Source organism: Arthrobacter sp. GW822-FHT05G07 (genome assembly GCF_058799755.1).
In genome coordinates this window covers 137,719-156,092 of record NZ_JBXALT010000011.1, presented here as the reverse complement: position 1 = coordinate 156,092, position 18,374 = coordinate 137,719, and the positions used below count along the sequence as shown (strand labels likewise).

Annotated in this window: 17 protein-coding genes and 1 tRNA gene; 2 read left to right on the top strand and 16 right to left on the bottom strand. The window is 63.1% G+C overall.

The annotated features are described in order from the left end of the window. Positions 1–58: 58 nt before the first annotated feature. From AC1RJY_RS18925 to AC1RJY_RS18885, 9 genes are all read right to left on the bottom strand, one after another. A complete protein-coding gene (locus AC1RJY_RS18925) occupies positions 59–2,203 on the bottom strand; it encodes a 3-hydroxyacyl-CoA dehydrogenase NAD-binding domain-containing protein (protein ID WP_011774498.1) in 2,145 nt (714 codons plus the stop codon). After that, positions 2,200–3,471 (bottom strand): thiolase family protein, encoded by a 1,272-nt coding sequence (locus tag AC1RJY_RS18920; RefSeq protein ID WP_011774499.1) that lies wholly within the window; start codon positions 3,469–3,471, stop codon positions 2,200–2,202. Before AC1RJY_RS18920 ends, AC1RJY_RS18925 begins: the two co-directional genes overlap by 4 nt. Positions 3,472–3,665: 194 nt before the next feature. Next, a complete protein-coding gene (locus AC1RJY_RS18915; RefSeq protein WP_014921412.1) occupies positions 3,666–5,027 on the bottom strand; it encodes an HRDC domain-containing protein in 1,362 nt (453 codons plus the stop codon). Positions 5,028–5,107: 80 nt separating this feature from the next. Then, a complete protein-coding gene (locus AC1RJY_RS18910) occupies positions 5,108–5,767 on the bottom strand; it encodes a DUF3000 domain-containing protein (RefSeq protein WP_011774501.1) in 660 nt (219 codons plus the stop codon). A gap of 67 nt (positions 5,768–5,834) precedes the next feature. Beyond that, the gene (locus AC1RJY_RS18905) at positions 5,835–6,941 is read right to left on the bottom strand and encodes a threonine aldolase family protein (protein WP_011774502.1); all 1,107 of its coding nucleotides are present in this window, start codon (positions 6,939–6,941) and stop codon (positions 5,835–5,837) included. Positions 6,942–6,951: 10 nt separating this feature from the next. Next, a complete protein-coding gene (locus tag AC1RJY_RS18900; RefSeq protein ID WP_014921414.1) occupies positions 6,952–7,689 on the bottom strand; it encodes an SDR family NAD(P)-dependent oxidoreductase in 738 nt (245 codons plus the stop codon). After that, complete coding sequence (locus AC1RJY_RS18895; RefSeq protein ID WP_014921415.1) at positions 7,689–9,053, bottom strand: DUF6421 family protein; 1,365 nt, start codon at positions 9,051–9,053, stop codon at positions 7,689–7,691. The genes AC1RJY_RS18900 and AC1RJY_RS18895 overlap by 1 nt, the downstream gene beginning before the upstream one ends. Positions 9,054–9,262: 209 nt before the next feature. Continuing rightward, positions 9,263–9,703, bottom strand: a complete 441-nt coding sequence (gene msrB, locus AC1RJY_RS18890; protein WP_014921416.1) for a peptide-methionine (R)-S-oxide reductase MsrB — start codon at positions 9,701–9,703, stop codon at positions 9,263–9,265. A gap of 14 nt (positions 9,704–9,717) precedes the next feature. Further along, positions 9,718–10,209, bottom strand: coding sequence for a hypothetical protein (locus AC1RJY_RS18885; RefSeq protein ID WP_011774506.1), 492 nt, complete (start codon positions 10,207–10,209; stop codon positions 9,718–9,720). 138 nt (positions 10,210–10,347) lie between these two features. Between AC1RJY_RS18885 and AC1RJY_RS18880 the strand changes: the two genes are divergently transcribed. Beyond that, complete coding sequence (locus AC1RJY_RS18880; protein ID WP_014921417.1) at positions 10,348–11,613, top strand: alpha/beta hydrolase family protein; 1,266 nt, start codon at positions 10,348–10,350, stop codon at positions 11,611–11,613. Between the two features lie 44 nt (positions 11,614–11,657). Here AC1RJY_RS18880 and ybaK read toward each other — a convergent pair whose 3' ends face one another. The 3 genes from ybaK to AC1RJY_RS18865 form a co-directional block, all read right to left on the bottom strand. Beyond that, positions 11,658–12,164: a Cys-tRNA(Pro) deacylase gene (gene ybaK, locus AC1RJY_RS18875; RefSeq protein ID WP_011774508.1), complete on the bottom strand. Its 507-nt coding sequence runs from the start codon at positions 12,162–12,164 to the stop codon at positions 11,658–11,660. Positions 12,165–12,197: 33 nt separating this feature from the next. After that, positions 12,198–12,659 carry a SufE family protein gene (locus AC1RJY_RS18870; protein ID WP_187329935.1) on the bottom strand — a complete coding sequence of 154 codons (462 nt, stop codon included), beginning with the start codon at positions 12,657–12,659 and terminating at the stop codon, positions 12,198–12,200. 74 nt (positions 12,660–12,733) lie between these two features. Beyond that, positions 12,734–13,660, bottom strand: coding sequence for a sulfurtransferase (locus tag AC1RJY_RS18865; RefSeq protein ID WP_014921418.1), 927 nt, complete (start codon positions 13,658–13,660; stop codon positions 12,734–12,736). A gap of 209 nt (positions 13,661–13,869) precedes the next feature. On the opposite strand from AC1RJY_RS18865, the gene zapE reads away from it, so the two are divergent. Beyond that, positions 13,870–14,910, top strand: a complete 1,041-nt coding sequence (zapE, locus tag AC1RJY_RS18860; RefSeq protein WP_043471131.1) for a cell division protein ZapE — start codon at positions 13,870–13,872, stop codon at positions 14,908–14,910. A gap of 19 nt (positions 14,911–14,929) precedes the next feature. On the opposite strand, the gene AC1RJY_RS18855 is transcribed toward zapE, so the two are convergent. The 4 genes from AC1RJY_RS18855 to AC1RJY_RS18840 form a co-directional block, all read right to left on the bottom strand. Continuing rightward, positions 14,930–16,147, bottom strand: a complete 1,218-nt coding sequence (locus tag AC1RJY_RS18855) for a benzoate/H(+) symporter BenE family transporter (RefSeq protein ID WP_498603003.1) — start codon at positions 16,145–16,147, stop codon at positions 14,930–14,932. A gap of 132 nt (positions 16,148–16,279) precedes the next feature. After that, on the bottom strand, positions 16,280–16,513 hold the full coding sequence (locus AC1RJY_RS18850; protein WP_014921420.1) for an antitoxin: 234 nt from the start codon (positions 16,511–16,513) through the stop codon (positions 16,280–16,282). 94 nt (positions 16,514–16,607) lie between these two features. Continuing rightward, the gene (locus AC1RJY_RS18845) at positions 16,608–18,062 is read right to left on the bottom strand and encodes an amino acid permease (protein WP_014921421.1); all 1,455 of its coding nucleotides are present in this window, start codon (positions 18,060–18,062) and stop codon (positions 16,608–16,610) included. Between the two features lie 178 nt (positions 18,063–18,240). Next, a tRNA-Gly gene (locus AC1RJY_RS18840) sits at positions 18,241–18,316 on the bottom strand. Positions 18,317–18,374 lie beyond the last annotated feature (58 nt).

Here is an 18,374-nt window from a genome sequence, read left to right as displayed (position 1 = left end):
CCCCCCCCCCCCCCCCCCCCCCCCCCCCACCGCCCTTCTTCCTATGCTCTTGCGGGACTTAAGCGGGTGCCGACGCTACGCCGGCGGCGAGGAACCGCTTGCCGTTGACCCGCTCGGATGCGCCCACCCGGTCCAGGTACGGCGTGATGCCGCCCAGGAACATCGGCCACCCGGCGCCCATGATGACGCAAAGGTCGATGTCTTCCGGTCCGGCCACGACGCCCTCTTCCAGCATCAGCCCGATCTCCTCTGCCAAGGCGTCCTGGGTGCGTCGGAGGACTTCCTCACCAGTGGAAGGGGTGTTGCCGAAGGACATGATGGCCAGTGTCTCTGCCGGGATGACAGGAGTCCCGTCGGGGCCCGGAACCCAGAGGCTCTTCACTCCGTTGTCGATGAGCTTCTGGAGGTTTTGCGAGACCGGGAACCGGTCGCCGAACGCGGCGTGCAGTGATTCCTGTACATGTTGGGCTACTGGTAGGCCAACCATGGCGCTCAAAGTGAACGGCGACATAGGCAGCCCCATGGGGCGCAGTGCGCTGTCTGCCACGTCCGCCGGGGTTCCTTCATCGAACGCCGCGATGACCTCGCCCATGAGGCGAAGCAGGATGCGGTTGACCACGAACGCTGCGGCATCCTTGACCAGGACGGCGGTCTTCTTGAGTCCCTTGGCGAGTTCGAACGCGGTGGCCAGGACGGCGTCGTCGGTCTTGGGAGCCCGAACGATCTCCAACAGAGGCATGACAGCCACCGGGTTGAAGAAGTGGAAACCCACCAGGCGTTCGGGGTGCTTCAAATCCTCCGCCATGGCAGTCACGGACAGGGAGGACGTGTTCGTGGCCAGAATGCACTCGGGAGAAACGATCGCTTCCACCTCGGCAAAGACCTGCTTCTTGACGTGCAGTTCCTCAAAAACGGCCTCGATGACGAAGTCGGCGTCAGCGAAGGCTTCCTTGGAGACGGAACCCGTAATGAGCGCCTTGGTCCTGTTGGCGGCGTCCTGCTTGATCCGTTTCTTGGCAAGCATCTTGTCGACTTCGGCGTGGACGTACGCGACGCCCTTGTCCACCCTCGCCTGATCGATGTCCGTCATGACCACCGGGACTTTCAGCTGCCGGGCGAACAGCAGTGCCAGCTGGCTTGCCATGAGCCCTGCACCCACAACGCCGATCTTGGTGACCGGACGGGCAAGCTTGCGGTCAGGAGCCCCCGCAGGACGCTTGGAGCGTTTTTGGACGAGGTCCAGGAACGCGTACACCGTGGAGCGGAACTCGTCGGTTTGCATGAGCCCCGCAAGGGTCTCGCACTCGAGTTCAGCCGACTCTGCTTGGGTCATGGTGCGGTTGGCTTCCATAACATCCAGCACTTTGGCCGGGGCAGGGGAGGCATTGGAGGTCTTGGACTCCACAAATGCCCGTCCTGCGGTTACCGCGGCTGCCCACCGGCCGGCGACTGTTTCATCGCTCGCATCTACGGAGTTCTTCCGCTCAGGCGTAACGTCGCCGGAGATAACCCGTGCCGCCCATGCGAGCGACTGTTCCACGAAGTCGGCGGGTTCGAAGATGGCATCGGCCACGCCGAGCTCGAACGCCTGCGGTCCGGTGAGCGTGCGGTTGTTGCTGAGGGGATTCTCGATCATCACCTTGACCGCGTTCTCGGGACCGATGAGGCGCGGCAGGATGTAGACGCCACCCCAGCCCGGTACGAGGCCAATGAAGGCCTCAGGCAAGGCAAGGGCGCCGGCACCCGTGGAAACGGTCCGGTAGGTGGACTGCAGGGCAATCTCCAACCCGCCGCCCAGGGCAAGGCCGTTGATGAAGGCGAAGCTTGGAACGCCCAGATTTGCCAGGGTGCTGTAAACGGCGTGGCCGAGCTGCGCCATCCAGAGCCCGTGTTCGCGTTCCTTGAGTGTTTTTACGGCAGAGAGGTCGGCACCTGCCACCAGGAAGTAGGGTTTGCCCGTGACGCCTACGCCAACAATCTCTCCCCGGGTGGCGCGCTCCTTGAGGTTCTCCAAAACGCCGCCGAGTTCAACGAGCGTGTTGGGGCCCAGCGTGGTGGGTTTGGTGTGGTCAAGGCCGTTGTCCAGGGTGATCAGTGCGAAGGTCCCTGCGCCGCCCGGCAACTGGATGTCCTGCACGTAGGAGTGTGTGACAACTTCGTCAGGGAAAAGGGCGGCGAGCTTCTGGAATTCTGCGGCGCTCATGCGGCGGCTCCTTCGGTGGTGGCTGCGATGGCCTGGTCAGCGGTGAACGATTGGTAGGCGGCGTGGTGCGGGTTTTCCCAGATCACCGTGGCGCCCATGCCCAATCCGATGCACATGGTGGTCATGCCGTAGCGAACCGAGTGGTCTTCCTCGAACTGCCTCGCGAGTTGGTTCATCAGACGGACACCCGAGGAAGCAAGTGGATGTCCGACGGCGATCGCCCCGCCATAGCGGTTGACCCGGGGATCGTCGTCCGCGATGCCGAAGTGGTCCAGGAAGCTGAGGACCTGCACGGCGAAGGCCTCGTTGATTTCGAAGAGTCCAATGTCCTCGATGCCCAGCCCTGCGTTCTTCAGGGCCTTTTCCGTGGCAGGAACCGGACCAATACCCATCACCTCAGGCTCGACGCCGGCGAAGGCGTAGGAAACGAGGCGCATCTTGACTGAGAGCCCCAGTTCTTCAGCGGCTTCGGCCGACGCGAGAACGGCGGCAGTGGCGCCGTCGTTCAATCCGGCAGCGTTGCCTGCGGTCACCCGGCCATGGGCGCGGAACGGGGTCCGCAGTTCGGCCAAATCGGCAACAGTGGTTCCGGGCCGCGGGGGCTCGTCCATGGTGTGAAGTGCCCAGCCTTGGCCGGGCTTCATGGTGGCGACGGGGACGAGGTCGGGCTGGATTTGTTCGTTGGAGTACGCGGCGGCGAGTTTGGCCTGGGAGGCTGCCGCATAGGAGTCCGTGCGGTCCTTGGTGATCGCGGGGAAGCGGTCGTGCAGGTTCTCCGCGGTGTTGCCCATGTTCAGCGCCGCAGGGTCCACCAGGCGCTCGGACATGAACCGCGGATTGGGATCGGCGCCTGCGCCCATGGGGTGGTTGCCCATGTGTTCCACGCCTCCAGCAATGACGACGTCGTAAGCGCCGAAGCCGATGCCGCTCGCCGTCGTCGTTACTGCCGTCATGGCACCTGCGCACATGCGGTCGATGGCGAAGCCAGGTACCGTGCGGGGGAGTCCGGCCAAGAGCGCCGCTGTGCGGCCGATGGTGAGGCCCTGGTCCCCGGTCTGGGTGGTGGCGGCAATGGCTACCTCGTCGATCCGGTCCGCGGGCAGTGAGGGGTTCCGCCGCATCAATTCGCGGATGCACTTCACCACGAGGTCATCGGCGCGGGTACCCGCATAGATGCCTTTGTCGCCGGCCTTGCCGAAAGGTGTGCGCACGCCGTCCACGAACACGACGTCGCGGACGTTCCTCTGAGCACTGCGTGATGGACTCATGTATTAACTCCTCGTTGAGACATGGCGCCGAATCCCGCGTCACGGGTGCTTCGGCTGGCATTCACTGCAATGTTACTCGTGGGTAACTTAGCTTGCAAGGCCCGCGCCGCACGCGGAGTGCGTATCCCGGGGACGCAAAAGGCCTGCCACCACAAACCACGGTTCGGGTGACAGGCCTCAAGGAAGAGGTGAATTCAGCCGGCATGGCCGGTGGGTTGGGCGTCCTTTGAGGCTGGGGCTTCCTTTGCCTTGGATTCTTTGCCGGGCAGCGGGGCCGGGTTCAAGCAGGCTTCGGTGAGTATGGGAGCGGCGAAGGAGATCTGCCACTCACGCGCGCCCAGGGACCGCAGCTCTGCGGCGACGGACTCCAGGGAAACGTCAGCCGGGGGCCGCCAGGCAACCCGCCGCAAGTAATCCGGCGTCAGCAAGTTCTCCACAGGCAGCTTCAGCTCATCGGCCTTTGCCTGCAGGGCCGGCCTGGCAGTGGCAAGGCGTGCTGCGGCCTCAGGATCCCGATCCACCCAGACCCGGGGCGGCGGCGGCGCATTGGTGGGCAAGTGCAGGGGTGGGAGATCTTTGAGCGTCCGGGCGTTGGTGATGCAGCGCAGCCAGCGGGGGGCTTCCCTCTGGGCAGACCGCCCGTGGAATCCTTTGGTGGCCAGCAGCTGCGGCACCGTGGTGGGCATCGCTTTGGCTGCGGCCACAAGTGCGGAGTCGGGGATGAGACGGCCGGGTGCTACGTCGCGTTTGCGTGCCAGTTGGTCGCGCTCCAGCCACAGTTCACGAACGGCGGCCAGTTGGCGGCGGTCGCGTATTTGGTGGAGCCCGGAGGTCTTCCGCCAAGGATCGACACGCGGAGCCGGGAGGCCCGCGGCGAGGATGCCCGCAAACTCTTGTTCGGCGTATTCAAGCTTGCCGTCGGCTTCCAGCAGCTCGATGAGTTCTTCGCGGAGCTCCGCGAGGACTTCGACGTCGAGGGCCGCGTAGCGCAGCCAAGGTTCCGGCAAAGGTCGGGTGGACCAATCGGCCGCGGAGTGTTCTTTGGCGAGGCCGAATCCGAGAAGTTGTTCAATGACGGCGGCAAGGCCCACCCGGGGGAGACCCGCCAGGCGGGCGGCAAGTTCGGTATCAAAGAGCTTGTCCGGCCACATGCCGAGCTCCGAGAGGCAAGGAAGGTCCTGTGATGCCGCGTGAAGGATCCATTCGACGCCGCGAAGGGCGTCATTGATGATGTCCAGGTTGTCGAAGGGCTCGGGATCGATCAGCCAGGTTCCGGCACCCTCGCGTCGGATCTGGACCAGGAATGCCCGCTGGCCGTAGCGGAACCCGGAAGCGCGTTCTGCGTCCACTCCGGCGGGTCCTGTTCCGGCGGCGATGGCGGCTGCGCACCGCTCCAGCCCGGACGGGGTATCAATGACCAGGGGTACGCCCTCGCGGGGAGTATCGAGATCGATAATTTCAGGGACATGGCTGTCGAAGCCGTCTACCTTGATGTGGGTGGTGGGATCAGCAACCGGGTCGCCGGCCGTGGTGTTTTCCGGATATTCAGGGGTCATGGTGGCTTAAGCTTACCGATTCCGGCTACAGCGGGGTGTTGCCGGTCCATTGCGGGTACCCGCCGACGCGTTTCTTGAAGTCAATTGAGCCTCCTGTTGGGCAGTCCGGTAACGCCTGGCGGCAGGGGAGGCAGCCCGGCGAACGTACAGACCATGTCAGACCACGCCTCGAGGTGGGCTTGAACATCCTGGCTGGCCGGTGTCCAGGATGCGCGGAGTTCTATGTCGATGGTGTCCGGCCGTTCAGACAAGGTACCGAAGCTTTCCGAAAGGATTCTTGTGGCTGTGCCACCGGCGGCGCGATACGGCGCGGCATGGTTCTCCAAGGCATCCACGAGCCACGTCCAGGCAACAGAGCCAAGCATTGAGTCGTTCCCCATCTCGGCGTCCATTTGAGCCCGGATGTAGGTGACGATGCGGAATTCCCCTTCCCAGACGGCCGATCCGTCGGGGTCGTAAAGGAGGATGAAGCGGCCAGTGGCGAGTTCATCGTCCTCTTCGCTGGAGGGGCTGTTGGCTTGGTTCGCGGCGAAGGCCTTGGCCGCTGGCCCGTGAACGGGAACTTGGCGGGTTGCTGCGGTGGGGCTGAAAACTTCAGCTCCCAAAGCAACTGCGTACGGAGCCAGGCGGGCAGGAGCTGGGATCTCGTCAAGCCGCAGTTCGCTGCGGCATTGTGCTTTTCGTAGCGATCCCAAGGCGAAGAGAAATTCCGAGGGAACCTGTGCGAGGGCGTTCACCATCGCAGATTATGCTTCCGGGGCGGCGAATCTGTGCAGGCTCGCCGCCCCGGGTTGCACGTGTTATGCGTCAGGCCAATTCGCGCTTAATCGCCGCAACGAAGGCATCGATGTCTTCCTCCGTGGTGTCGAACGAACACATCCACCGCACTTCGCGGCGGGCGGCATCCCAGTCGTAGAAGGCGAAGGACTCCCGCAGCTTGTCCGCAACGCCTTCGGGAAGAATGGCGAAGACGCCGTTGGACTGTGTTGCTTGAGTTGGCTCCACGCCGTCGATTTCCTCAACTGCCGTCCGGAGGCGGGCGGCCATGGCGTTGGCGTGGGCGGCGGAACGCAGCCACAAGCCATCCTCCAGCAAAGCAATGAACTGGGCCGAAATGAACCGCATCTTCGAAGCAAGCTGCATGTTCATCTTGCGTAGGAACTTCAGGCCGTCAGCTGCCTCCGGGTTCAGGGCAACCACCACTTCACCGAAAAGAAGGCCGTTCTTGGTGCCGCCGAAGGACAGGATGTCTACGCCGGCGTCGCGGGTGAACGCGCGAAGGGGCACGTCCAGGTAAGCCGCGGCGTTTGCCAGCCGAGCGCCATCCATGTGGAGCTTCATGCCCTTGGCATGGACATGGTCGGCGATGGCCCGCACTTCTTCCGGCGTATAGCAGGTGCCGAGCTCAGTGGTTTGGGTGATGGAGACCACCAGCGGTTGGGCGCGGTGCTCATCGCCCCAGCCCCAGGCCTCCCGGTCGATCAGCGCGGGAGTGAGCTTACCGTCCTCGGTGGGAACCTGCAGGAGCTTAATCCCGCCCACCCGTTCCGGTGCACCGTTCTCGTCCATATTGATGTGTGCTGTGGAGGCGCAGATGACCGCTCCCCAGCGGGGAAGGAGGGATTGCAGGGCAAGGACGTTGGCTCCCGTGCCGTTGAACACCGGGAAAGTCTCAATGCCCGGGCCGAACTGCTGCTCAAGCACCTCCTGCAGCCGCGCTGTGTACACGTCCTCGCCGTAGGACACCTGGTGCCCGCCGTTGGCGGTTGCCAGTGCTGAGAGGATCTCCGGGTGCACGCCGGAGTAGTTGTCCGATGCGAACCCGCGAACCGCAGGGTTATGCAGTTGAGCCGCGCCGGGCGTCTCGGTGGCGCTGTGGATTGCCTCTGTTGTGCTTGTCACTTGTTCATTCACGCTTTCAAGTCTATTTGGCCAGCAGGATGCGCTGACCGTTGAGGGTGGCAGCCGGTTGTTCAAAGAGCGCGACGGCGGCAGTCGCCAATTCTTCGACGTCCGTGAAGCCGGGGAATCGCCTTTCGGGATGCGCCTCCCGCATGGCTGAATCCACCAGGGCTTTGACCACAAAAACTACTGCCGCGCTGTGCTGTTCGTCGGGAGCGTCCGGGTTCCCGGCGTTGCCGGATTGTGCCCGGCGGAAACCGTCGGCAACGGCCAACGTCCAGGCTTCTGCAGCTGCCTTTGCCGCTGCATAGCTGGCAGCGGCGGCCGTCGGAGCAGCTGCGGTGGTTGACGACACCATGGCAAGGCGACCGTGCGGAGACGCTTCGAGGTGACTGTAGAAGACCCGGGAGACGTTACGGAGCGTGGTCACAGCGGTCCGTTCCATGGAGTCCCAGTCCTCGTCCGTTTGGTCTTCAATGCCTTTCGCGCCCCGCCAACCGCCCACCAAATGGATCACGCCGTCGATGCCTTCGATGCCGAGGTCACGGACGGTGACCTCAAGTTCCCGAACGGAATCCAGGCTGGAGAGATCGGAGACCAGGGGAGTCGCTCCGTGGCCCGCTTCAACCGCGGCCGCCCTAATCCGGACATCGTCCGAACCGACAGTGAGCACCCTGTGACCGGCGGCCCCCAACGCCCGCGCCACGGCGATGCCGGACGCACTGCTCCCGCCGGTCACGAGGATGGTCAGTGTGGTCATCAGGCAGCCGTCGCGCCGGTGATCCCGGTGGTCGATTCGATGACGGGGCGCATCTTCTTCTCCAGTGCTTCATAGAACATGGACAGGGGGAACTCATCGTCCAAAACCTGGTCCGTGAGGCCACGGGGCGGGCCATCCAAAGGAAGTGCTTCCGGACCCTTGGCCCATACGGACGCCGGGTGGGGAGTCACGGTGCTCGAAATGAGCTCGTATGCCGCCAGCCAGTGGGCGGCCTTCGGGCGGTCGATCGAGCGCCAGTACAACTCTTCGATCTTGGCGCCGAGTTCCACCACAACCGAGGCAGCCTCGTCCCAGTCGATGGAGAGCTTGCTGTCCGTCCAGTGGAGCACGTGGTGCTGGTGCATCCACGCGAACAGGAGCTGGCCGCCGAGGCCGTCATAGTTGCGGACGCGGCTGCCGGTAATGGCAAAACGGAAGATCCGGTCAAAGATCACTGCATACTGGACGAGCTTTGCATGCTTGCGGGCATCGGGATCGGCATTTTCGTCTTTTTCGATGCGTACGGATTCACGGAATGCGGTCAGGTCGCAGCGCAGCTCCTCCAGTGAGTAGAGGAAGAACGGCATCCGCTGCTTGATCATGAACGGATCGAAGGGGAGGTCGCCGCGCATATGGGTGCGGTCGTGGATCAGGTCCCACATGACGAACGTGCGCTGCGTCAGTTCCTGGTCCTCGATCAGCTGCGCTGCGTCCTCGGGAAGTACCAGGGACGTGGTTGCGGCAGCCGCCTTCAGGACGCGGCGGAAACGGGCAGCCTCACGATCGGCGAAGATGGCTCCCCATGTGAAGGTGGGGGTCTCGCGGACGGCCACCGTCTCGGGGAAGAGCACGGCGGAGTTGGTGTCGTACCCAGGAGTGAAATCAACGAAGCGGATGGGGACGAAGAGCTTGTTGGAGTACTCGCCTGCCTCAAGGCCGCCAATGAACTCGGGCCAGATAACCTCGATCAGGACTGCTTCCACCAGCCTGTTAGTGCTGCCATTCTGCGTGTACATGGGGAAAACCACCAGATGCTGGAGGCCGTCAATGCGCTGCTCCTGAGGCTGGAACGCCTGAAGGGAGTCCAGGAAGTCCGGCACCCCGAAGCCGCCCCGGACCCATCGGCTGAAGTCTTCTACCAGGAGCTCCAAGTAGCGGGCATCATGGGGGAAGTGCGGAGTCAGGGCCGTGATGGCGTCGGTGACTGTGTTAACGAGGGCGGCCGCCTCGGAGTGAAGCGAAGAATCGGCAATGGAACCGTCCTGCTCTTGGTACGCCTGCAGTGCAGTGGCCGCAGCCTTCAGGGACATCCACTCGGCGTTGTCGGCGGTGACACGCGGGAGGATGGCGGTGGTGATGGTCATGGAGCTCGGCCCTTTCGACGTGGTGATTGCTTCTGGGCCGAGCGTAGCAAGCAAAAAGCGTTGCTAATCCAAGAATGCCGTGAGCATAAGCAAGTCTTGGTCAAACAGTGCTTGGAGACGGGTTGAGGTCCAGTCCCGGGATGTGGAGGCGTCCAACAGAGCGCCAGGCTTTCGGACGGGCGGGCCAAAGGCCCACCCGTCCGGAGTGCTTAGCTCTCTTCCGGCTTAACCAAGCGCAGTGAAACGGAGTTAATGCAGAACCGCTGGTCCGTGGGCGTGCCATAGCCCTCGCCCTCGAAAACATGCCCCAAATGGGAGTCGCAATTGGCGCAGCGTACTTCCACGCGATCCATTCCCATGGTGCGGTCGTGGAGATACCGGACCGTGCCTTCAGCCAAAGGTGCCCAGAACGACGGCCAGCCACAATGGGAATCGAACTTTTCCCGGCTCGTGAACAACTGGCTGCCACAGGCACGGCATTGGTACACGCCTTCCGTGTGGGTGTCCCAGTACTCACCCGTGTACGGCCGCTCGGTTCCCGCCTGCCGAAGCACACGGTATTCCTCAGGCGATAACTCCTCGCGCCACTGGGCATCGCTCTTCTCCACGGGCACAGAAGTTGTCTTGCTGGTGTTGTCAGGAGTGTTCATGTCTTATGCAACGCTCACGAGTCGCCGATAAATCCCGAACCCGCATACAGGTGGAGGACAGGAAGCCCCAGCTGATCCTGCGCCTTATTGGCCCAGTCAGTGTGGAACGTGTCCGCAATGGCATGGGGCCGGGTAATCACCACAGCCTGGGCAGCATCAACCGCCCGGACCTTCGCCACCAAGGCGGCCACGGCACCGCCGTCGACGATTTCTCCGGTGACACCCCCGCCCAAACCAGCCAGCGCGGCCAGCGATGCAGCCAGGGTCTCGGAGGCTTCCGCACGCTCAAGCTCAGGGTCCGGGTGCTGCGCGGTGAGCTCCCGGAACGCCTTGGCGATATCAAGCAACGACAGATTCTCCAGGAAATCCACCAGAAGATGTCGTTCGGTGTTGGACGGAACCAGGACAATAAGGGGCGCATCACCGCCGTCGAGCAGTTTGGCAATGTTAACGCGGTCGTCGGCGCCCAGGGGCTCTTCAGTCAGGATGACGATGGGATCACTCATGGCTACAGCGTAGTCCCGGTGAACCGCAGTCCGCAGACTTTTGGACGCTGACGACTTGTGGACTCCGGTTCCCGCTCAGGTGCGCCGCGCGGTCCACACCTGCACCAGGCAGTGCCGGGGAGCAGCAACAATGGAACCATGGCATCGACTACCCCGCCAGCGAGCGACGCTGCAGACAAGAAACTGTCCCTCCGCACCAAATGGGCCATCGCCGGCTTCCTGGCAGGCGGCACTGTCGCCGGTCTGGTAGGCGCAGGGTCCTCGGCGCTCGCCGTATATTTTGCCCGCCGCGTCATTACCCCTGCCGCCCGGCACGAGGACCAGGAGGTCCTTGCCGTGATCCGCGGTGACAAGGGACCACAAGTCATTCTTGCGGCCACGCCGGACACCACCATAGACGGCGTCTTCAGCCTGTTCTTCTCCGGCGGCCAGGGTCACGCGAGGATCGGCCGGATTGTGTCCTATTCGCCCGCTGAACAAACCGTGCTGCGTGAGGTCGAAGAGGTCTACAGCGGCAACCTGTCAGAGGCCCGCCGCGCCTGGTGGAGCGGGGCAACGTACCCGGATCCCGCCGCGATAGGTCTGGCGGCCGAGGACGTGGACATAGAGATCGACGGCGGGAAGGCACCTGCCTGGCTGATCCGCGCCGAAGCGTCTGCAGCGGCGCCGGTCTGCGCAATCATGGTCCATGGTCGGGGCGCAACACGCCTGGAAGGCCTCCGCGCCGTCCGCACCGCACGCGAGCTCGGCATGGACAGCCTGCTGATCTCCTACCGCAACGACGGACTGGCCCCCTCGGCGCCGGACGGGCGGTATGGCCTGGGATCCACGGAATGGCGCGACGTTGAGGCCGCCATCGAGTATGCGCTGGAGCACGGTGCGCAGGAGATCGTTTTGTTCGGCTGGTCCATGGGCGGGGCGATCAGCCTGCAGACGGCGGACCTGTCCAAGCACCGCCACCTCATCCGGGCGTTGGTCTTGGATGCGCCCGTCATCAATTGGGTCAATGTGATGGCCCATCATGCTGAAATGAACAGGATTCCTTACAACGTTGGCCGCTACGGGCAGATGATGCTGAGCCATCCGCTGGGGCGCAGGTTGACCGGACTATCAGCGCCTGTGGACCTGAAAGCCATGGACTGGGAAACCCGCGCGGTTGAGTTACGCACGCCCACTTTGCTGATCCATAGCGTGGACGATGACTATGTGCCCTTCGGGCCGTCCGCCAGCCTTGCGGAAAAGAACCCCGAGATGGTCACCTTCGAGCCGTTCGACGGCGCGCGGCACACCAAAGAGTGGAACGTCGACCCCGAACGGTGGGAACGCGTGGTCCACGCCTGGTTGCAGCGGCAATTGGCTCCGCGGAACAATCCCGGAGGGACTGGCGCCGCGCAGGCCGGTTGACAGGCCCGCGCTGGCGGTCAGGGCTTGAGCTTTGCAGTCACGGCTCAGCCCTTGATGCTTGAAGCCGTGCCGATGGGAGCAGTGATGGCCTTGGTGAGGCTGATGAGGTTGGCCGGAGCCAGCTCGATGTCCAGTCCGCGGCGGCCTCCGGAGACAAGGACAGTGGTGAAGCCCATGGCAGATTCGTCGAGGACTGTGGGGGAGGGCTGCCGCTGTCCCAGCGGTGATATTCCTCCCAGCACATACCCCGTGCGTCGTTCGGCCGTCCTGGGATCCGCCATGGCAGCCTTCTTGGCGCCTAGCGCTGCAGCAACGGCCTTCAGGTCGAGGTTTCCGGATACGGGCACGATGGCCACGGCGAGGCGGCCTTCAACTTCCACCATGAGGGTCTTGAAAACCCGTTCGGGTTCGATGCCCAGGACTTCCGCGGCTTCCAAACCGTAACTGCCTGCCCCGGGATCATGGGCGTAGGGGTGTAACACGAAGGGAACGCCGGCCGCAGCAAGAGCTGCAGTTGCCGGCGTTCCCTGTGAAGCCATCTTTTTGGCCATGCTGTGTGGCGGTACCTTTCAGTGTCCTGCCGGTCAGTTTTCCAGCCGGCTGGCGGCTGCGACCTTCCGTTTGATCCGGCCGAGCATGGCGGTCATGCCCCGCATGCGCAGGGGTGTGATGGCCCGGGTCAGGCCCAGCAGTTCAGGCATATCATCCGGAACGGCAAGGATTTCCTGGGCAGTCAACCCATCCAGGCCCTCGTGCAGCACCCCTGCGAAGCCCCGGGTTGTAGGCGCTTCCTGAGGAGCTTTGAAGAAGAGCCGGTAGGCGCGGGCACCGCCGTCGGGGTTTTTCTCGGACTCAATAGTGAGAAACAACGGCGACTGGCACTCCACAACCTGTTCCAGCAACTCAGGGTGGTCCTTCAAGCGCTCCGGGAGCTCCGGCAATCCCCTGGAGAACTCAAGCAGGAGTTGCAGGCGGTCAGGCTCCGTCAGTGCCTGGAAGTCGTCAACGATTTCCGCCAGGGCGGTGGGCAAAGTGTTCGTACTCATCTCTTCCAGCTTACGCACAACAGTGTTCAATGCATCTTGTGTGCCGGAACACTACGGACGCCTCTGTGTCTGCGCTAGTTGCTGACGAGCGAGGCAGGAACGGAACCGCGCTCAGCGCCCTTGACGATGGGAACCCGCACAGCGTTGCCCCACTCGGTCCAGGAGCCGTCGTAGTTGCGTACGGTGTCGAAGCCCAGCAGGTACTTCAGTGCGAACCAGGTGTGGCTGGAACGTTCGCCGATGCGGCAGTAGGCCACCACGTCATCGCCGCGCTCCAGGCCCGCCTCGCCAAGGTACAGGGCTTCGAGCTCTTCGCGGCTCCGGTAGGTGCCATCTTCAGCAGCGGCGCGTGCCCACGGGACCGAAGCCGCAGTGGGAATGTGGCCGCCGCGCAGAGCGCCTTCTTCCGGGTAGGCCGGCATGTGCGTGCGCTGCCCCGTGTACTCCTCAGGGGAGCGCACGTCGATGAGGGGGTTGCCCAAGTGCGCCAGGACATCTTCCTTGAATGCGCGGATGGGGGCGTCGTTGCGCTCCACCTCCGGGTATTCACCCACCGCGGGCCGGGGAACGTCGATGGTCAGCTCGCGGCCTTCGGCGATCCACTTGTCGCGACCGCCGTCGAGGAGGCGGACGTCCTCGTGGCCGAACAACGTAAAGACCCAGAGAGCGTAGGCAGCCCACCAGTTGGACTTGTCACCGTAGATGACCACGGTGCTGTCGCGGGAGATGCCCTTGGAAGCTGCGAGGGCGGCAAAAGCGGCGCCATCCACATAATCGCGGGTGACCTCGTCGTTCAGGTCGGTGTGCCAGTCGATCTTGACGGCGCCCGGGATGTGGCCGGTTTCGTACAGAAGAACGTCTTCGTCGGACTCGACGACTACAAGCTTGCCGTCGGCGATGGCGCCGTCTGCAAGGGCTGCCGCGAGCCACTCGGTGGACACAAGGCGTTCAGGGTTCGCGTACGACGCAAACTTTTCATTCTGTTCAACGGGGTAGGACATGATGATGGCCTTTCACTGACAACGGTCGGAGCCAGGCCGTGGAAGGTGGTGCAGGTGCCGGCCGGGCGTGCTCCAACACTAACCACGGGCAGCGAGGAATGCTTCCCTGCGGTCATACGGTGAAACATGGGCTTGGTCACGTGACGGTTTTGCGAGTGTCCGATGCCGGTATTCTTGCTGGGGACCTCAAACCGAAGGAACGGACCACCGTGGTAAAGATCGAACAACTGGCTGCCCGCACGCCGGCAGTCTCTGTGGAGGAACTCCTCAAGGGTTTCTACCCGTCTCCGCGATTCGGGGAGGTATCGTTCGACAGCTACCGGCCGGATCCGTCCCAGCCGAGCCAGGCAAATGCCGTGAAGCTGCTTTCCGGATTCGCCGATGGCGTGGGCAACGGCGACGGTGGCGGCCTCTTTAAGAAATTGTTCGCCAAGAAGGCCCCGGCCACCAGGGCAGGAATCTACCTCGACGGTGGTTTTGGTGTGGGTAAGACCCACCTTTTGGCTTCTCTCTGGCACAGGTCACCGGGGCCCAAGGCTTTCGGCACGTTTGTGGAATACACCAACCTGGTGGGAGCGCTGTCCTTCCGTAAGACGGTTGAAGCCCTGAGCAGCTACAAGCTGGTGTGCATCGACGAATTCGAGCTCGATGATCCGGGCGACACCGTGCTCATGTCCCGGTTAATGCGTGAACTGGCCGACGCCGGTGTGAAGTTGGCAGCAACGTCCAACACCCTTCCCGGTTCACTGGGTGAAGGGCGCTTCGCCGCAGTGGACTTCCAGCGCGAAATACAGGTTCTCGCGGACCAGTTCGACGTCGTCAGGATCGACGGCGAGGACTTCCGTCACCGTGGGCTTCCGGCGGCTCCCGCGCCGCTCAAGACCGAAGAGCTCAAGCACAGGATGCGTGCTGAGTTCGATGGAAAGACCGTTGCTGTGGATGATTTCGGCACCCTCGTCAACCATCTGGCCGCCGTCCACCCCAGCCGTTACCGGCAGCTCATCTCTGGCGTGGAAGCCGTGGTGTGGAGCGACGTGGAAACCATCACCGAGCAGGCAGTTGCCCTCCGTTTTGTGGTTCTCGCGGACCGGCTCTACGACAAGGACGTGCCGATCCTGGCCAGTGGCGTACCCTTCGACAAGCTGTTCACCGAGGAGATGATGACGGGCGGCTACACCAAGAAGTACTTCCGCGCTGTGTCCAGGCTGACGGCTTTGGCACGCGAAGCCCAAAACCACGAGCCGGCGTGATTCATGGTTTTGGCCTGATTCACGCTTTCTGAACCGGCTCGCGGCTCTTCAGCATCCAGCGAACCAGGATGCCGCCTGCCAGCGCCCAAAAGGCAGCGCCGACGCCGGCGAAGCTCAGTCCTGATGCTGCCAGCAGGAAAGTGATACAGGCCGGGATGCGTTCCTCCGCTACAGCCAGAGCCGACGAGATGGATGACGCCAGGGTCCCGAGGAGAGCGAGGCCGGCTACCGCCTCAAGGAGCCCCGGCGGTGCTGCGGCTACCAAGGTGACCAACGCGGCAGAGCCTGCGGCCAGCACCAGGTAGGCAAAGCCGGAGACGAAAGCTGCGATCCAGCGTCGCCCGTGGTCTTTGCCGGCTTCCTCGCCCGCTGCCAGGGCTGCGCTGAGTGCGGCCAAATTGATGGCGTGGCCTCCAAATGGTGCGCCGGCGATGGTGCCGGCTCCGGTCACGAGCATGGACGACCGCCACGGGGTGGTGTACCCGAACGACTTGAGCACGGCGACGCCGGGGATGTTCTGTGAAGCCATCGTGACGATGAACAAGGGCAAGGCCAGTCCTATTGCGGCCTCCACCGTAAACGCAGGAGTAGTCCACTCCAAGCGGGGCAGGAGGCCGTCAGCGGGGATCTGGACTCCGTTCCACACGATGTGGACGCCGATAACTGCCAAGGCGACCAGCAGCGACGCCGGAACAGACCAGCGCGGTGCGAATTTCATCAGGACTACCCAGCACAGCATCACTGGTGCGATGAACAGGGGCGCCGACCCCAACGATGTGAAGGGTGCAAGGCACAGGGGGAGCAGCACGCCGGCGAGCATTGCCTGTGCCAGTGCTGTGGGGATCTTCGCCATGAGCCGGCCGAGGACGGGGAGCAGTCCCGTCAGGACTATCAGTACCCCCACGATGAGGAACGCACCCACCGCCGCCGGCCAGCCGCCGTCGACCATTCCCGCGGAGGCGAGCAGCGCTGCGCCGGGCGTGGACCACGCCAGTGTCACGGGCATTCGGGACCGCCAGGCCAGCCACAGGATACCCAGGCCAAAGGTGAGGGTGAGCGCCAACAGGCCGCTGGATGCTTGTGCCTGATTGGCGCCTACAGCCTGTAATCCTGCCAGGACCACAGCAAATGACGAGGTGAAACCCACAAGGGCGGTGACAATACCTGCCGTGATGGGCGGGCCCAGCGTCTCCTTGGTGGCGCGGCTGTGGGTGGCTTGCGGGGAGACAGAAGGCATAGGGTCCAAATTACCTGACCCACGGGTAGAGAACTTGTGACGGCAAAGTTCAGTTAAACGCCAAGGGCACCGGTGGCGCCTCTCGGCGGGACCGGTGCCCCCTTGACGTATCTGGTACGGCGGCTCAGGCAGCTACGGCTGCTTCGGCTCATCCGTGACGGGAGCCTGTCCAGGCTGACCGTCGTTCTTGGCCACGAAGTCGGAAGCGGCATTCTGAACTTTGTCGACGTGACCGGCGTACTTGCCGCCCGTCTTCTGATCCACAAAATCCCCGGCCTTTTCGATGCCATTCTTGATGGCTTCTTCGTTGCCTTGAATGAGACCCTGAGCCTTGCCCTTCAGGTCGTCAATTAAACCCACGGGCACCTCCCTTCCATCGCGGAGCCAGTTCGCTCCTCCGCGTCCGACCCTAACACCAGTTCTCTGGAGTGCCAAGGGTTCAGCGGAGGCCTGTGGACAACTACGCCAACGGCTTACTTTCCACCTTGTGGCGCGGGCTGTCCGGGTTCATGAGGGAGTGCCTGCGCCCGTAAGCGAAGTAGATGATCAAGCCGATGACCAACCATGCCCCGAACCTCACCCACGTTTCCCAGTGGAGCTGGAACATGAGGAACGCCGATGCCAGGACACCGAACGCGGGGACAACCGGCATGAACGGCAAGCGGAACGTGCGCGGAGCGTTGGGTTTGGTGTAGCGGAAGACGATCACGGAAATGCAGACGACCACGAAGGCAGCCAGGATACCGATGTTGGTGAGGTCGGCAACTTCCTTGATGGGGAAGACGCCGGCGAGGAACGCCGAGGCAACACCCGCGATCCACGTGACGCGCTGCGGAGTGCCGTGGCGGTCAGTCTTGGCAAACCAGCCGGGGAGCAGGCCGTCGCGGCTCATGGAGAACCACACGCGGGTCACACCCAGAAGGAAGGTGAGCATCACGGTGAGGATGGACAGGACCGCGAACACCGAAATGATGGTGGCGATGACAGGCAGGCCGACGCCGGTGAACGCCGAAGCGAAGCCGGCCGTGGGATCGATGTCCTTGTAGTTCTGCATGCCGGTGAGTACGAGTGTGGCGGCAACGTACAGCAGCATGGCCACGATCAGGGAAAGGATGATGGCCTTGGGCATGTGCTTCTTGCCGTCCTTAGCCTCTTCCGCGGCGGTGCTCATGGCGTCATAGCCGAAGACGGCGAAGAAGACGGTAGCGGCACCGGCCAGGACCGGGCCGAAGCCACTGGGCATGAACGGGTTGTAGTTCTCGGTGTTGATGTAGAAAATGCCCAGGCCGATGATGAACAGGATCAGGATGACCTTGATGGCAACCGCCACCAGTTCAAACCGGCCGAACGCCTTGGTTCCCCGGCTTAGGATCCAAGTGACCAGGAGGCAGACGAGGATGGCCGGCAGGTTGATGATGCCGCCCTTGCCTTCATCTGCGGTGGACGTCATCCACGTGGGCATATGGATTCCGATGCCGGAAAGGAAAGCATCGAAGTAACCGGAGATGCCGATGGCCACCACAGCCACGATGGCGATGTACTCAAGCAGTAGATCCCAGCCGATGAACCAGCCGATGATCTCTCCCAAGGCAACGTAGCCGTAGGTGTAGGCAGAGCCGGCGCGGGGGATCATCCCGGCAAATTCGGCGTAGGACAATGCTGCTGCGCCGGACGCGAGACCGGCGATCAGGAACGAGAAGAGCACGGCAGGGCCGACGCCCGGGTTGCTCTCGCTGCCATGGGCTACCAGCCCGGCCAGCGAAAAGATGCCGACGCCGATAATTCCGCCGACGCCGATGGCCGTCAGCTGCCAGAGGCCAAGACTCTTAAAAAGCCCGCTGTGTTTGTTTTCTTCTTCGATATCGTCGATGGGCTTGCGCCTCAGGACGGACTGGGAAGCCGTCTGTTGGTTCATGGGGTACTCCTGCCGGTGGGCGTGGAACGGTGATGAGCTCGCAGTACATTATGCGAGCCGAATCACATTAGATAAAGCGACTTCTTCTGAGGGGTATCGGTTACTTCCATTAATCAATTGGTTATTCGCCGAATCCGGGCATAAAAAAAGCAGCTCCGGGGAGCTGCCTCTTTTATCGTGGAGCGGACGACGAGATTCGAACTCGCGACATCCACCTTGGCAAGGTGGTGCTCTACCAGCTGAGCTACGTCCGCACTTGCTGTTTGCCGGGCTGATGCCTGGCCAACAACTACAAAACAAGTTGCCTTGTTC

Excerpts from the sequence above, each read along its gene's own strand:
- AC1RJY_RS18845 (WP_014921421.1), bottom strand. The coding sequence starts at position 18,062 with ATGAACCAACAGACGGCTTCCCAGTCCGTCCTGAGGCGCAAGCCCATC.
- msrB (WP_014921416.1), bottom strand. The coding sequence starts at position 9,703 with ATGAACACTCCTGACAACACCAGCAAGACAACTTCTGTGCCCGTGGAG.
- AC1RJY_RS18880 (WP_014921417.1), top strand. The coding sequence starts at position 10,348 with ATGGCATCGACTACCCCGCCAGCGAGCGACGCTGCAGACAAGAAACTG.
- ybaK (WP_011774508.1), bottom strand. The coding sequence starts at position 12,164 with ATGGCCAAAAAGATGGCTTCACAGGGAACGCCGGCAACTGCAGCTCTT.
- AC1RJY_RS18910 (WP_011774501.1), bottom strand. The coding sequence starts at position 5,767 with ATGGTGAACGCCCTCGCACAGGTTCCCTCGGAATTTCTCTTCGCCTTG.
- AC1RJY_RS18920 (WP_011774499.1), bottom strand. The coding sequence starts at position 3,471 with ATGAGTCCATCACGCAGTGCTCAGAGGAACGTCCGCGACGTCGTGTTC.
- AC1RJY_RS18870 (WP_187329935.1), bottom strand. The coding sequence starts at position 12,659 with ATGAGTACGAACACTTTGCCCACCGCCCTGGCGGAAATCGTTGACGAC.
- AC1RJY_RS18855 (WP_498603003.1), bottom strand. The coding sequence starts at position 16,147 with ATGCCTTCTGTCTCCCCGCAAGCCACCCACAGCCGCGCCACCAAGGAG.
- AC1RJY_RS18885 (WP_011774506.1), bottom strand. The coding sequence starts at position 10,209 with ATGAGTGATCCCATCGTCATCCTGACTGAAGAGCCCCTGGGCGCCGAC.
- AC1RJY_RS18865 (WP_014921418.1), bottom strand. The coding sequence starts at position 13,660 with ATGTCCTACCCCGTTGAACAGAATGAAAAGTTTGCGTCGTACGCGAAC.
- AC1RJY_RS18895 (WP_014921415.1), bottom strand. The coding sequence starts at position 9,053 with ATGACCATCACCACCGCCATCCTCCCGCGTGTCACCGCCGACAACGCC.
- AC1RJY_RS18900 (WP_014921414.1), bottom strand. The coding sequence starts at position 7,689 with ATGACCACACTGACCATCCTCGTGACCGGCGGGAGCAGTGCGTCCGGC.
- AC1RJY_RS18915 (WP_014921412.1), bottom strand. The coding sequence starts at position 5,027 with ATGACCCCTGAATATCCGGAAAACACCACGGCCGGCGACCCGGTTGCT.
- AC1RJY_RS18925 (WP_011774498.1), bottom strand. The coding sequence starts at position 2,203 with ATGAGCGCCGCAGAATTCCAGAAGCTCGCCGCCCTTTTCCCTGACGAA.